At 63.1% G+C, this 14,311-nt stretch carries 15 protein-coding genes; 2 read left to right on the plus strand and 13 right to left on the minus strand.

Annotation, left to right across the window (positions count from 1 at the left end; translation table 11 throughout):
• Position 1: 1 nt before the first annotated feature.
• From ACFSQT_RS36455 to ACFSQT_RS36465, 3 genes are all read right to left on the minus strand, one after another.
• Positions 2-1,099: a putative B6 ABC transporter permease subunit 2 gene (locus ACFSQT_RS36455; protein WP_379026866.1), complete on the minus strand. Its 1,098-nt coding sequence runs from the start codon at positions 1,097-1,099 to the stop codon at positions 2-4.
• Complete coding sequence (locus tag ACFSQT_RS36460; protein ID WP_379026867.1) at positions 1,096-2,664, minus strand: putative B6 ABC transporter ATP-binding protein; 1,569 nt, start codon at positions 2,662-2,664, stop codon at positions 1,096-1,098. Before ACFSQT_RS36460 ends, ACFSQT_RS36455 begins: the two co-directional genes overlap by 4 nt.
• A 76-nt stretch (positions 2,665-2,740) precedes the next feature.
• On the minus strand, positions 2,741-3,730 hold the full coding sequence (locus ACFSQT_RS36465; RefSeq protein WP_417568618.1) for a putative B6 ABC transporter substrate-binding protein: 990 nt from the start codon (positions 3,728-3,730) through the stop codon (positions 2,741-2,743).
• A gap of 138 nt (positions 3,731-3,868) precedes the next feature.
• Here ACFSQT_RS36465 and ACFSQT_RS36470 point away from each other — a divergent pair, with 138 nt between their 5' ends.
• Positions 3,869-4,294: a hypothetical protein gene (locus ACFSQT_RS36470; RefSeq protein WP_379026869.1), complete on the plus strand. Its 426-nt coding sequence runs from the start codon at positions 3,869-3,871 to the stop codon at positions 4,292-4,294.
• Positions 4,295-4,332: 38 nt separating this feature from the next.
• On the opposite strand, the gene ACFSQT_RS36475 is transcribed toward ACFSQT_RS36470, so the two are convergent.
• From ACFSQT_RS36475 to ACFSQT_RS36520, 10 genes are all read right to left on the minus strand, one after another.
• On the minus strand, positions 4,333-5,343 hold the full coding sequence (locus tag ACFSQT_RS36475) for an ABC transporter substrate-binding protein (RefSeq protein WP_379026870.1): 1,011 nt from the start codon (positions 5,341-5,343) through the stop codon (positions 4,333-4,335).
• Between the two features lie 41 nt (positions 5,344-5,384).
• Positions 5,385-6,200: an ABC transporter permease gene (locus ACFSQT_RS36480; RefSeq protein WP_379026871.1), complete on the minus strand. Its 816-nt coding sequence runs from the start codon at positions 6,198-6,200 to the stop codon at positions 5,385-5,387.
• Positions 6,197-7,027 (minus strand): ABC transporter ATP-binding protein, encoded by an 831-nt coding sequence (locus ACFSQT_RS36485; RefSeq protein ID WP_379026872.1) that lies wholly within the window; start codon positions 7,025-7,027, stop codon positions 6,197-6,199. Before ACFSQT_RS36485 ends, ACFSQT_RS36480 begins: the two co-directional genes overlap by 4 nt.
• Before the next feature lie 127 nt (positions 7,028-7,154).
• Positions 7,155-8,084, minus strand: a complete 930-nt coding sequence (gene fhmpcd1, locus ACFSQT_RS36490; RefSeq protein WP_379026873.1) for a 5-formyl-3-hydroxy-2-methylpyridine 4-carboxylate 5-dehydrogenase — start codon at positions 8,082-8,084, stop codon at positions 7,155-7,157.
• Positions 8,084-8,704 carry a glutathione S-transferase family protein gene (locus ACFSQT_RS36495; RefSeq protein WP_379026874.1) on the minus strand — a complete coding sequence of 207 codons (621 nt, stop codon included), beginning with the start codon at positions 8,702-8,704 and terminating at the stop codon, positions 8,084-8,086. Before ACFSQT_RS36495 ends, fhmpcd1 begins: the two co-directional genes overlap by 1 nt.
• 26 nt (positions 8,705-8,730) lie before the next feature.
• On the minus strand, positions 8,731-9,141 hold the full coding sequence (locus ACFSQT_RS36500; protein WP_379026875.1) for a RidA family protein: 411 nt from the start codon (positions 9,139-9,141) through the stop codon (positions 8,731-8,733).
• A gap of 6 nt (positions 9,142-9,147) precedes the next feature.
• Positions 9,148-10,275 carry an LVIVD repeat-containing protein gene (locus ACFSQT_RS36505; RefSeq protein ID WP_379026876.1) on the minus strand — a complete coding sequence of 376 codons (1,128 nt, stop codon included), beginning with the start codon at positions 10,273-10,275 and terminating at the stop codon, positions 9,148-9,150.
• An 82-nt stretch (positions 10,276-10,357) separates the two neighbouring features.
• Complete coding sequence (locus ACFSQT_RS36510; protein WP_379026877.1) at positions 10,358-11,503, minus strand: cupin domain-containing protein; 1,146 nt, start codon at positions 11,501-11,503, stop codon at positions 10,358-10,360.
• Positions 11,504-11,550: 47 nt separating this feature from the next.
• The gene (locus ACFSQT_RS36515) at positions 11,551-11,721 is read right to left on the minus strand and encodes a hypothetical protein (RefSeq protein WP_379026878.1); all 171 of its coding nucleotides are present in this window, start codon (positions 11,719-11,721) and stop codon (positions 11,551-11,553) included.
• A 78-nt stretch (positions 11,722-11,799) separates the two neighbouring features.
• Positions 11,800-13,428, minus strand: coding sequence for a GMC family oxidoreductase (locus ACFSQT_RS36520; protein ID WP_379026879.1), 1,629 nt, complete (start codon positions 13,426-13,428; stop codon positions 11,800-11,802).
• A 201-nt stretch (positions 13,429-13,629) separates the two neighbouring features.
• Between ACFSQT_RS36520 and ACFSQT_RS36525 the strand changes: the two genes are divergently transcribed.
• Positions 13,630-14,307, plus strand: coding sequence for a FadR/GntR family transcriptional regulator (locus tag ACFSQT_RS36525; RefSeq protein WP_379026880.1), 678 nt, complete (start codon positions 13,630-13,632; stop codon positions 14,305-14,307).
• Positions 14,308-14,311 lie beyond the last annotated feature (4 nt).

A 14,311-nucleotide genomic window follows, 5' to 3' on the forward strand; every position in this document is an offset into this window, starting at 1 on the left:
CCTATGCCCTCCGCGACTGGTTGTAGCGGTGATCGAAATATTCGGCGAGCGCGAGCACGATCAGCACGATGGAGACCAGCACTAGCGTGAAATGATTGGGTACGCCGAGCCGCCGGGCCGCACTCTCGCCGCCGATCGAAAGCACCGAAAGCAGGAACACGAAACCGATGGCTGCAAAGCCGTTCATGCGGGCAAGAAACACCACGGGGATAACGGCAAGCCCGTAGGCGGGATTCCAGTCGGCGCGCACATTGCCCTGGACGCCGATGATGTCGACGGCGCCGGCAAGGCCGGCCAGCCCGGCCGAGATGGCGAAGACGGCGATGGTCAGGCCGGGCACGCCGAGCCCCGAATGAATGGCCGCGCGCGGGTTGGCGCCGACGATCCTCAGCTTCAGCCCGAACGCCGTGCGCGTCATCACCAGATGCACGATGACGATCGCCGCCAGCCCAAGCAGCAGGCCGCTGGTGATGGTCGTTTCGAACAGGCGCGGCAGCCGGTCTTCCACGGACAGCGTGCGGGTCTGCGGCACGGTCGTGCCTGGATCGCGAAACACCAGCTTGACCAGCACATTGGCGAGCGACGTCCCGAGGAACGTCATCATCAGCGTGGTGATGATCTCGTTGACGCCCTGATAGGCACGCAGCAGGGCCGGCACCAGCGACCAGATCATCGCCACCACCATGGCAACGAGGAATGAGCAGATCAGCGCCAGCCAGGACGGCATGATCTGAACGAACACCGGAGCGCTGGCCGCCGCCGTCACCGCGCCGAGCAGGAACTGGCCGTCGCCGCCGAGATTCCACATGCCCGCGCGAAAGGCCACGATCAGGCCAGCGGCAAGAAAAAGCAGCGGCGCCATGCGCGTCAGCGTCTGCTGGATGCCGAGCGGCGAGAACAGGCCTTTCTCCAGCACGTAGCCATAATAGGCGAGTGGGTCGACGCCGACGGCAAGCAGGATGCAGCCGGCTATGACGAGAGCGGCCAGGATCGGGCCGAGCGTCATCAGCAGCCGATGCAGGATGTCGCGGCGTGTCGCCGCCCCGCTCGTGGCATCGAGTGCGGTCGCGCTGACCGTGGGTGCGGTGTCGATGCTCATGCGGCAAGTCCGATCATCAGGCGACCGACCCTGGTGCGGGCGTCGTCGGCGTTCTCGACGGTGCCGACCAGCGCTCCGCTGGCGATGACGGCGATGCGGTCGCACATGCTCAGCAATTCCTCGAGGTCGGTGGAGATCAAAAGCACGGCAAGGCCACGCGCCGCCGTGTCGCGGATGCGCTGGCGCGACGCCAATGTGTTGGCGAGATCGAGCCCATAGGTCGGCTTGTTGAAGATCACCACCTTGGCGCCTTCCGCCAGTTCGCGCGCCAGAAGCACCTTCTGGATGTTGCCGCCGGACAGCCGTGCGACGGGCGTCTTCAGGCTTGGCGTGCGCACATCGTATTCGCGCACCAGCTGGGCGGCGCGCTTGTCGATCTCCGCGCGCTGCTCGACGCCGCTGCGCCAGAACGGGGCCGCGCCGACCTGCTTGAGAAAGAAGTTGATCGAGACCGGGAAGGTTCCGACAGTGCCCTCGCCCAGCCGGTCGTCGGTCAGGTATCGCAGTCCGCGCCGGCGGCGTTGGCCGACGCTCAGCGCCTCGATGGCAACGCCCTCCAGCCTCACCGAACCACCAGTCGCCGCGCGCTGGCCGGCCAGCGCCTCCGCCAACTGCTTCTGGCCGTTGCCGTCGATGCCGGCTATGCCGAGGATCTCGCCAGGGCGGATGTCGAAGGAGATCGACGACAGGCCCGGCGCATTGTCCGTCGGCGCGACCGCCAGATCCGCGACCTGAAGCAGCGGGGCCGCTTCGGCGCGGATGGTGCGGAGAGGATGTTCGACGGCTTCCGGATCGTCCTTCTGCTTGCCGAACATCAATTCCACGATCTCCGAGATGATCTCCTGTTCGCCCAGCGCGCGAAACCGCTCGGGCGGGATCTCGCCGACCTTGCGGCCGAGCTTCAGCACCGAGATGCGGTCGCCGAAGGCTGCCGCCTCCTTGAGCTTGTGGGTGATGAAGACGATCGCCAGGCCCTGCTCGACGAGGCGGCGCATCAGCGCGCCCAGTTCGTCGATGCCTTTCGGCGTCAGCATGGAGGTGGACTCGTCAAGGATCAGCAACCGGCTGTTGCGGACCATCGCACGCAGGATTTCGACCTGTTGCTGTTCGCCAAGCGAAAGCTCCGACACCTTGGCATGCAGCTTCACCGTGATACCGAGCGTGCTGGTGATCTCGGCGACGCGCGCCGCCAGTTCCTCGGTCCTCGGCCGCTGCCACCAGAGTCCGCCAAGCAACAGGTTCTCAGCCACGGTCAGCGTCGGCACCAGCATCATGTGCTGGAAGACGGTGCCGATGCCGAGCGACAACGCATGGCGCGGCGAGGTGATCGGGGTCGGTTTGCCGTCGACCAATATGCGTCCCTCGTCCGGCTGGTGCAGGCCAGACAGCATGCCGATCAACGTCGATTTTCCGGCGCCGTTCTCACCGAGCAGCACATGCACCTCGCCCGGACGGATCGCCAGGTCGATGCTGTCATTGGCGACGATGCCCGGGAACCGTTTGGTCACGCCTTCGAGCGCGACAATGTCGCGCTCGGCAACAGACGATGAGGAAAGACTGCTCATAGAAGCCCAGCACCAGAAAATGGGAACGTCCGGAGGGGTGAATGGATCACCCCTCCGGCAGCCGACCTTGATCGCCTTACTGGGCGACGCTTGTCATCAGCGCCCTGACGGCGGCCGCGTCATAGACCGGATCGACCTTGATCTTGCCGGAAATAACGTCTTCGCGCAGCGCCTGGATTTCGGTCCAGACATTGTCCGGGATCGCCGCGGTCTTCAGCAGCTTGACCGAGTCGTCCTGGAGGCCGATCGTATAGTGTTTGGTGCCGAACGCGTCGGCCTTCAGGTCGGCAATCATCGCCGCATAGACCGGCTCGATGTTCCACACCACCGACGACAGCAGGAAGCCCTTGTCGATCGGCGATTTGTCGCCGATGACGTCGATGAAATAGACCTTGCCGCCATCGGCGGCCTTGGTCGTCTCGACCGCCTGCAGCATGCCGAAGCTTGAACCGTTGCCCTGCCCGAAAATGATATCCGCGCCCGACGCGATCACGCTTTCGGTGACGCGCTTGCCGCCGGCCGCGTCGCTATAGGCGGCCGGGCCGATCACCGCATAGGTGATCTTGACGTCCGGGTTCTCCGCCTTCACGCCTTGCGCGAACGCCGCCGACTGCGAATTCCATGATGGCGGTTCGCCCGACACCACGATGCCGACCGACTTGGAGCGCGACATCTTGGCGGCGAGGCGGCCGGCGAGATAGGCGCCCTGGTGACCGCTCAGCGTGTAGTCGGCGACGAGGTCTTTCTCCAGGCCGTTCGGCGTGTCGACGATCGCCACCGGAACTTTCAATTCCTTGGCGATTTCAGGAGCCGAGGTGTTGTAGCCGCTGGCGTGGGCAATCAGCAGGCTGGCGCCGTCGGACGCAAGTTCGCGCAATGTCGGACGAACATCGCCATAGCCGAGGCCCTGGGCCACGACCACTTCGACGCCGGCGGCTTTGCCTGCCGCCTTGGCGGCGTCGATGCCTTGCTGGTTCCAGCCAAAATCCGTGCCTTCTTCGGGCGTCAGAATAGCAATCGACTTGACTTCGGCGGCAAGCCCGCCGCCCATCAAGATCCCACTCAATATAGCTGCACTTACACTGCTCTTCAGAATCTTTAACATGTTACCCTCTCTGTTTGATTTGCCAATCAATATTCTTTTTGTTATTGCGCGAAAGCGAGGTAGACTGCGTAAGAAAATTACATATGGAGCCCAGGCAAAGTGAAGATCCGTTATGTCCTTCCGATGGCGCTGGCGTTCTCCTCCTTCGCCAACGCGGTTGAGTTGCACCATGTCATCGTCCGCACGGGCACCGACGGGCTCGACATGGTGCCGCTGACGATTTCGAATGCGGGCAGCGAAGGCTTGTCCTGCAACGCCGACTTCGCCCACTGGTATTCGGCGGAGATCGCAACGGTCGAACCGGGCGCAAGCGCCCGCGTCGAATTCAGGTTCGATCCGAAGACCGGCACCTTCACGATCCTCAACGACAAGCGCGAGAACCTGCCCGTCGAGCGGCTTTGGTGCGGGCTGTCGGGCCGCGCATATGCCACCCGCGTGCAGATCGCGCTGGACCGCGCCGACGCGGCGAAAGGCGAGCGTGCCGTGTCCTGCGCCATGGCGCAGGACAGTCTGGCCTGCCGATAGGCGCTCATCGATGCGTCCGTTCGAACACCGCGCGCGCCTTATTCTTTTGCCAGGAATGCGTCGGTGAAGACATCGTCCGCCGACAACGCCGCCTTGAGCACGCCCTGATCCGTTAGCGTCTTCAAAGTTTCCTCCCACTGCGTCTTCGTCATCCAGCCGAGACCGTGTTCCTTGGTGTCGGGGCTGTTGAACGTCGATGCGATGTCGGCGTTGATCTGCGCCAGCAGCACATCCTTCTTCTCAGCATAGCCGGGCGCTGCCTTGGCGGTGATCTCGGCGGCCTCGTCCGGATGAGCCACGACATAGTCGAAGGCCTCCCTGTAGGCTTTGACGAAGCGGCGCACGACGTCCGGCTTGTCCTTGATCATCGTCTGCGAGGTGAACAGGCCCGAGCCATAGGCCTTCCAGCCGTGGTCCGCCCCCATCATGATGCTGAGCGAGCCGGGGCCGCCGGCCTTGGCCTCGAGTTCTGGAACCTCTGCGTCGACATAACCCACGACCGTCTGAACCCGGCCGAGAAGCAGGTAGCTCTCATAGGGCGGCGAGACGCTGTTCAGCGTCATGTCCTTTTCGGTCAGGCCGTTGGCGGCGAGGAAGCCCTTGAAGAAGATATAGGTTGATCCGGCCGGATGAATGCCGATGGTCAGGCCCTTGAGATCGGACGGCTTTGCCAGCTTCAACGTCTTGGCCAGCGAAATGATGCCCAGCGGCGAGTGCTGATTGACGGCGGCCAGCGCCACGACCGGAACATTCTGCGAGCGTGCAACGGCGAGCGTGGGAAGATCGCCGAAGCCGAAATCGGCGTTCGCATTGCCCACCAGCCGCATTGCGTCGGGCGAACCGGAGCCCTTGCGGATCTCGGCCACATCGATGTCGTTCTTGGCGAAGAAGCCTTTTTCCTTGCCGACGAAGAACATGGCGTGATTGCCGCGCACCACCCAGTCGAGCTGGACGTTGACCTTGTCGGCCGCCAGAGCCGCGTTCGAGAAGCCAAGCACACCGACAGCCATGGCAACGACAACTGCCTTGATAAGTGAGCGTCTCAGCATTTTTTGTTCCCCTTTTTATGACGTTGGTTGATCGAGCGGGCCTAGGACTGGCTGAATTTCGGCGCCCACGGCACCACGATTCGTTCGAGAATTTCGGCCGCGTAGTAGAAGGCGATGCCGAGCACGGAAACGAGCAGCAGCGCCGCAAAGACCAGCGCCGTATCGAGCTGGGTCGAAGCGAACTGGATGACGTAGCCGAGACCGTCCGAAGCGCCGGCAAATTCGCCGACGATGGCGCCGATCACACTCAAGGTGGCGGCGATCTTGGTTCCGGCCATCAGGTTCGGCAGCGAGTGCGGAACGCGGATCCTGAACAGGATCTGCGTCGGGCTGGCGCCGACCGAATTCATCAGCGACAGCAGCGAGCGGTCGACCGATTGCATGCCCGCCAGCATCGACAGTGTCACCGGGAAGAAGGCGATGACCAGGATCAGGCCGATCTTGGGCGCGAGCCCATAGCCGAACCAGAGGATGAAGATCGGCGCGAGTGCCACCTTGGGCACGTTCTGGAACAGCACCACCAGCGGGTACAGCGCGCGCCCCAGCCAGTCGAAGCGGACAATGACCAGCGCAATGGCAATGCCGACCACGACCGAGACCAGGAAGCCGAACAGGATCTCGCCTGCCGTCACCAGGGTCGCCTGCATCAGCGTGCCCCATTGCGCGACCAGCGATCGCGCGATCTCGGACGGAGCGGGAATGATGAAAGCGGATATGGCAAAGATCCGCACGGCGGCTTCCCACACCGCGATTGTCGCCAGCAGGAGGATGACCGCCGGAAGCCAACCGCCCGTCGCGGCGCTCCAGTTCGAGACGAGCCGCGGCTCGGAGAGACCCGTGATCGGTTGCTCGCTCAAGATGTGCCTCCCGGTTGATGGCTGGAGCGCAGCATCGTCCGCAACTGAACCACCAACCTGACGAACTCAGGATTTTCCGTGACCGACAGGTCGCGTGGATAAGGCAATGCAATGTCGAGGCTCTCGGTGATCCGCCCCGGCTTGATCCCCAGCACATGAACATGGCGGGACAGGTGAATGGCCTCATCGATGGAATGGGTGACGAGCACGATGGTCTTGCCGGTGCGCTGCCAGATCTCCAGCAGCGATTGGCCCATCGCGTCGCGGGTGATGGCGTCAAGCGCGCCGAACGGCTCGTCCATCAGCAGCACCGCCGGATCGAGCGCCAGGGCTCGTGCGATGGCGACCCGCTGCCGCATGCCACCCGACAGTTCGTTGGGGCGCTTGTGGGCGGAATCGCCCAGTCCCACCAGTTCCAGCATCTCCTGCCCGCGCGCCCGCAAGTCCGAGCGCGACAGCGACTTGTCGGCGATACCCAGCAGCATCGAGGCATTGTCGACGGCGTTCTTCCACGGCAGCAGATTGGCGTCCTGGAAGACGAGGCCGATCATCCGCTTGCGGGCCGCCTCGGCCGGCGCCAGCCCTCCGATCGAAACGCCGCCCTGGCTCGGCTGCACCAGCCCGGCCAGCACCTTGAGCAAGGTGCTCTTCCCGCAACCGGAAGGGCCGATCAGGGAGACAAACGATCCCTTCGGCACCGCGAGATCGATGTTCTGGAGGATCAGTTGCCGGGCCATGACCACCGAAACGCCTTTGGCCAAGATCAGATCGTCATGGCGGATATGGGCAGGCCTGTCGCCGGCCGCGCGAATGGTCTCAATGCGCATGGTTTGTCGCCCCGCGCGTTGTCGTCGGCCGCACCCTCAGCGTCTGGCCCGCAAAGGCACGCTTCGCGCAATTGATCAACCGGAACTCCCCGACCCGGCCAACCTCGTGCGTGCGATGAGACATTGGCTACTCCCGGCCTTCCAGGATGCGCCGTACCGCGACGAGCTTGCGCGCCCGTTCGCCTTGCAGCGCCTTTGTCTGCTCAGGCGTGTAGGAGAACATGCCCTCGCCCGATTTGATGCCGAACTTCGACGCGGCGGTCTTCTCCAGCACCAGTGGCGCGACATCGTCGCGATTGGAGAGATCGGCATTCAGGAAGGACGAGACCGATTTGTAGATATCGAGGCCCGCCATATCGAGCAGCGCCATCGGGCCGATGACGGCGATCTTGTAGCCGATGCCCCACGACACGCAGGTGTCGAGATCTTCCGGCTCGATGACACCGCGCTCGACGAGGTCGACCGCCTCGCGCAGCAACGCGTAGAGGATGCGGTTCTCGACGAAGCCCGGAACATCCTTTTTCACCACCACCGGCAGCAGGCCAAGCGAGCGAATGAGGTCGCGGATCGTCGCCACGGTTTCAGGCGCGGTCTTCTCGCCGCCGATCACCTCGATCATCGGTATGATGTGCGGTGGGTTCGACCAGTGCATGCCGACCATCCGCTCGGGGTGCGAGATATGCGCCTGCAGCTTGGTGATCGGGATGCCCGACGTGTCGGACGCGACGATGACCGACGGGCCGATCAGCGGATCGATGTCACGATAGGCCTGCGCCTTGATGTCGATATTCTCCGGCACATTCTCGATGACCAGCTCGGCGCCGTCGACGGCCTCGGCGATCGTCTCGACGAAACGCACACTGCCGGCGCCTGTCCCGGGCGCCTTGATGTCGAGACGGTCGAGCACGCCGCCGGCAAGATCAAGCATGCCGCGGGCACGCTCGACCGCCGCCTGCGAAACATCATACGCCGTGACATCGAGCCCGCCGCGCGAAAGCCGCGCGGCGATGCCCGGACCCATCGTCCCCAATCCGATGAGAGCGGCGCGCTTGATCATCACGCCGCCTTTGCCGAGGCAGCGGCGGTTGCCGCCTTGAAGGCCGGCCGGGCGGCGATCGCGGCCACCCAGCGCTCCAGACTGGGCATCGACGGCCGGTCGATCTTGAAGTCGACGCAGCGCTTCAGGATCGGCGCGCAGGCGATGTCGGCAAGGGTCAGCTTGCCGAGTGCCAGGAAGTCCTTGCCGGCCAGGTGGCCGTCGACGATCCTGAGCTGCGCCACAAGATCCTTCACCTGTTCCTTGTATTCCGCGGTCTGTTCCTCGGGTGTCAGCTTGGCGCCCTTGAAGGCTGCCAGATAGCCGGGATTGACCGCCGCCAGCAGGAAATCCATCCAGCGCTCGACCTCGGTCTTTTCTGCCGGCGTGGCGCCATGCAAATGTTCGCCGCCGGATGCCGCGAGATAGCGCAGGATGGTGTTGGACTCCCAGATCACGGTGCTGCCGTCGACCAGCGTCGGGACCTTGGAGGTCGGGTTGAGCGCCTTGTATTCCGCCGTCTGCGTGTTCTCGAACTGGCGGCCGTAGTCCTCGCGCGTATACGCGGCGCCAAGCTCCTCGAGCATGAAGAGCACCTTCTGGACGTTGCCTGATGTCTGGCGGCCTAAGAGCCTGTACATGTCGTCTCCTCGATTGTGTCCAAGGCCTACCTGGCAGCCGGCAGCGGCTTGTAGACGATGGCGTCCATTTCGATCTTGGTGTTGATGACCGCCTTTGCCTCGACGGTCGTGCGCGCCAGGACGGCGTCGCCGATTCCTTCGAGGAAGGCCTTGTTGTAGCGGCCGAAATCGCGCGTATCCTCGAGATAGGTGGTGATCCGGACGACATCGGACAGCGTTGCGCCTTCATGCGCGATGACGCGCGCGATGGTTTTCAGCGTGGCCAGCGTCTCTTCCTCGATCGTGCCGCTGATCATGTTGTTGTTCTCGTCCTTCGGCACCTGGCCCGAGACGAAGATGAAATCACCGGCACGCACCGCCGGATGAAACGGCAGGTTCGGATTCTTGTTGCCGATGGCGTAGTGGCTGGCGGATTTTCGTGTGCTGTCGCTCAACATATCCCCCTAGAGAACGCTGGTTTCGATGATGTCGACGCCACGGATGCGATCGATCAGGTAGACGATGCCGCGGTCATCGATGGTCACGTCGTTGGACGAGGAGCGCTCGGCGCCTTCCGGCGCGTCGGGCATGAAATGGCCGACTTCCTTTGGCGCGAACGGGTCGGCGATATCGACCAGTCGCAGCCCCTGCGCGAACCACGCAAAGGGAATGACGGTTCCATTGAACCGTTCGGAAGGCTGATGGCAGCCCGTCATCGGCGGTTGCGGTGCGCCGTCCGGGTCGAGGCCCGGCACCTGGAACGTCGAGATCGGCAACGGGTTCGTCTCGTCGGTGATATCGTAAATCCAGGTAAAGGCCGGCGCCGAAGGTCGGAGTTTGGCGACATCCTCGTCCGCCACCACCATGATGTTGCGACCCTTGAGCAATTGCGGGATGGGCAGGCATGTGTGGGTGGGATGCGGAAAGCTCGGGCTCGAATTGACGTGCGAGACCAGCTTCGGCCTGGTGATGTCCGAAATGTCGAGGATGAACAGGCCGTGATGCCAGTAGCTGACATAGAGCCTGTCGCCCATGCGCAGCGGATGGTGGCAGCGCGGCGAGACATAGTCATGCCACGGATACTCTTCGCCACCGCCGGTCCACTGGCCGGATATCCACCAGCGCCCGACCTCGACCGGGTGTACCGGATCGATCAGGTCGAGAATCATCACGATGTTGCCGACATAGCCGTCGGCGGTTGGCGAGATATAGGCGTAGCGGCCGTCATAGTCATAGCGATGCACGCCATGGCCGCCCGTCATCCACTTCGAGATGAGCTTCGGCTCTGCCGGTCGTGTCGTGTCGTAGAGCGCCAGGCCGCCACCGAAATCGGCCGGGCCGGCATTGCCGAAGCGCTCGTGGTTGATGATCATCAGCCCGTCCTTGGCGCGCACCTTGTGCGAGTGCCAACCCGGCGGGACATCGATCGTGGTTATCTTGCGCGGATTGCGCGGGTCGGAAATATCGACCAGCGTCGTGCCGCTCGGCGGACGCATGTGACCGATATAGAGGATGTTGCCGTCGACCCAGACCTGACCGCCGCCCGGGCAGTCGACATGACCGATCTGCTTGGTGTTGAACGCAGAAACCAAATGCGTACGCCTTTGCTGCTGAAACGTCATTCTCGATGCCGCGCCGCCAAGGCGGCGCCACATTCTTGCCGGAGGGCCAGGATCAGGCGAGGCGAAGCAGATCGCCGGCCTGGTTGCGGCCCCAGCGCTTGTAAAGGAGCAGCGCCTTCTGCGTCGGCGCATCGGTTGCGCCGAAGAAGATCACCGGCTCGCTGGACGAGCCGTTGACATGTTCGACCCACGATCCGCCGGGTATGGCGATCGTGTCGAACTGGTTCCAGTCGTAACGCTTGCCATCGATGATCGAATGACCGTTGCCGCGGAACGGTGCCAGCAGCAGGCTGGCGGTTTCGCGCTGCGGCAAGGTCTTCTCGCCAGGGCGCAGCATCTGAACGTAGAAATTGATGGTGCGGAAGACCGGCCCGCCGGTGACCGGATCGACATAATCGACGACGATGCCTTCATGAGGGTCGCCATCCCAATCCTTGTGGGCGTCGAGGACCGCTTCCATCTTCTCCCAGCGATAGACATACATCGGCGACGACAGGCCGCCGCCGCGCTTGTGGTCGACGAAACGCGGCATCAGGCCACCCTCGCCATAGATGCGCTGCGAGTAATCGCTCGGATAGCGCGCGGTCTGCACCTTCTTCTCGACTTCCTTGCCATCGACCATCTCGGTGTATTTGTGATCGAAATGGACGGCGTGCAGCGTCTCGACCAGCGGCAGGTCGAGCACCGACAGGTTGACCGCCTGCTCGCCGCCGACCGTGCCGTGATTGTGCCAGGCGTCGTTGGGCGTCAGCACCATGTCGCCCGGACCGAAGACCACGTCCTCGCCCTCGACGCCGGTGAAGTTGCCCTTGCCGGTCAGGCCGAAGCGGATGGCGCTCGGCGAGTGCTTGTGCGGCGGCATGATCTCGTCCGGATCGTTCAGGCGGTAGGCGGTGTACATCGTGCTGACCGATGCGCGCTTGGGCGCGAGGCCAGGATTGACCAGGATCAGCGAGCGGCGCTCGCTGTCGTCCATGGTCACCAATTCCGCGGCGCGCTGCAGCAGCGGCTCGATGTCCGAATAGGACCATACGAAAGGAATGGCCTTCGACGTCGCCATCAGCTGCTTGATCTCGTCATGGTCGACGCCTTCCGACGTCGCCCAGAACGGAAACATGTTCTTTTCGTAGAGGGCGTCATAGAGGCCCTTGAGTGCCGCTTTCTTGTTGGTGAGCGTATCGTTAGCTGGTTGCGCCATGGACATATCGGACACCTCTCGTCACGCAGAAACTGCTTCAAACCAATTCAACCGTATTCGCATTGGTTTTGCTCGACAATCCCCAAATCGCGAAATTTGAAAGTTTTTGGTTGAGATGCACTCTTGAGCGGCAAAAGCTCGAAAATAGGCAGAAATGACACGAAAATAGCACAAACCATGCTCAAATCTGCAAACCACACCGAACCTGCCACGGCCATGCGGGATCGCGTGGCAGCCCAACCAACGCAGATTTTAGTCTCAACCAAAAGATATTGGTTGCATTCCAGCCGCCACTATCAGGCCGCCACGCTCTGTTGAGCGCGGCTGCGGATCAGATCCGCGGCCTTTTCGGCGATCATGATGACCGCCGCATTGATGTTGCCGCAGACGAGATCCGGCATCACGGAGGCGTCCACGGTGCGCAGTCCGGCAATGCCGCACACCCGCAATTCCGGATCGACCACCGATTCCGCATCGACACCCATGCGGCAGGTGCCGGCCGGGTGGTGCACGGTGATCGATGTCTTGCGGATATGCTCGTCGATCTCGTCGTCGCTCTCGCATGTCGGACCGGGGAAGAATTCCGCGCCAACGAACGGGGCCATGGACGGCTGGCTGGCAAGGTTGCGCGCAACACGAAAGCCGGCGCGAAGCGACTGCCAGTCGCGCTGCGAAGACAGGAAGTTCTGATGGATCAGCGGAGCGGCGAGGGGATCGCTCGACGCCAGGTTGACACTGCCGCGGCTCTCCGGCTGCACGGCGACGATGCGCGTCGCAAAGCCGTCGGCGAACGGTGCCTTGAACGGCGACATATAGGGCCATGCCCCAAGCGGTGCGGCGGTGAAAAGCAGCTGTACGTCCGGCAGCGGCCGGCTTGCATCGCTTTTGAGGAACGCGACGACGCCGCCAGGCACATCCCCCGAAAACCCCTTGCCCGTCAGATAGGTCTTGACGAAATCCAGGCCGATGCGATCGGCCCGCATCATCCTGAGAAATGGCCCTGGCTGCTTGCGTCGATACATCACGATGACCGAAACATGGTCCTGCAAATTCTTGCCGACCTGCGGACGATCGAGCTTCGTCTCGATGCCATGGGCCGCAAGTTCGGCGCTGTCACCGATCCCCGACAGCATCATGAGCTGCGGCGTGTTGATGACGCCGCCGGCGAGCAGAACTTCGCGGCGCGCGAGAACTTCATGCCCCGCCCCGCCCCTGGTATAGGCAATGCCCGTAGCGCGACCATCCTTCAGCAGGATCTTCGTCGCCATCGCGCCGGTCAGCACCTTGACGTTGCCGCGGCGCATGGCCGGCCGCAGATAGGCGGACGCGGTCGAACAGCGGCGGCCGTTTTCGATCGTCATCTGCAGGCGGCCAAAACCTTCCTGCACGGCGCCGTTGTAGTCGTCGGTCTGTGGATATCCGGCATCACGGCTGGCCGTGGCGAAGGCATCGATCAGTTCATCCTTGTAGCGGCAGAACTGGGTGTTCAGCGGTCCGCTGCCCCCGCGATACTGGCTTGCACCCTTTTCCCAGCGCTCCTGCTTCTTGAAATAAGGGAGCACCTTGTCGAACGACCAGTCGGTCAGCCCGGTTGCCGCCCAGCGATCGTAATCGCCGCGATTGCCGCGCACATAGGCCATGGCATTGGTGGAGGAAGAGCCGCCGATAACTTTGCCGCGCGCGCATTCGACCTTGCGCCCGCCGACATTGGCCTCGGGCTCGCAGAAATACATCCAGTCGTGGCGGCGCTCGGTCAGGATCTTGCCCCAGCCAAGCGGGATATGAATCATCGGATCGCGATCCCAATCCCCCGCCTCCAGCACAAGCACCGAAACCGCGGGGTCTTCGCTCAGCCGGTTTGCCAGCACGCAGCCGGCCGAACCGGCGCCGACAATGACGTAGTCAAAGGTTTCGCCAGCCGGCATGCGTGATCCTCGGGAGAAGGACAGCCGCGATGGCAGCCGTCAACGAAGTCAGTCAACCATCGCGCAACTGGTGTTGTCAACCATCGCATGTGGATGTAGGATTGGTTGAATTGGTTGAGTGCCGTTTCCATCAGGTTTCGTGTCACAATATGATAACCGGACGTTGAGTCGGCGCCTGCCGATCGGACAGGAGATTTGGTTTTGAGCGCATTCGAGCCGCAGGTCGAACCATCGGATCTCGATGACATCATTGCCGCGGTCCGCCAGTTGCAACAGGGCGGCGGCAAACTTCCGTCCGAGCGCGATCTTGCCGAACATCTGAGCGTAAAGCGCCATCAGCTTCGCAAGGCGCTTGAAGTGCTGCGTCATTCAGGCGATCTCAAACCGGCGCGCGCCAGGCGGGCGCCGACCGCCCTTCCAAGATACGGGGAGGAACTGGTCAGGGTAACCAACCCGATCGAGGTTCTGGAATTGCGCCTGATCATGGAGCCTGGCCTTGCCCGCTTGGCGTCGCTGCGCGCCTCCTCCTTCGAGACGGCGCGGATCATCGACGCGGCAACCACGCCGGAAAATGCCCCGTCGGGCGAGGTCGACTTTGCCTTCCATCTCGCGATCGTCGCCGCCGCCCGCAACCATCTCGCCGCGGAATTCTACAAGATGCTACGCCAAGTCGGGGTCGATGCGCGGGTGAAGGTCGCGCGCACCGCCGCTCCCACCTGCCCCAAGCGGATCGCCCAGCGCGACGGCGAGCATCGCCTGATCGCCGAAGCGATCTCGCAGCGCGATCCCGAAGCGGCGGAGGCCGCAATGCGCGCGCACCTGCTGTCCGTGCAGAGACAGATCATGGAACGATCGAATGCCGGCGTCTTTGCCGCGTGATCGT

The sequence above is a fragment of the Mesorhizobium calcicola genome (assembly GCF_042682105.1).
Lineage (GTDB): Bacteria > Pseudomonadota > Alphaproteobacteria > Rhizobiales > Rhizobiaceae > Mesorhizobium > Mesorhizobium calcicola.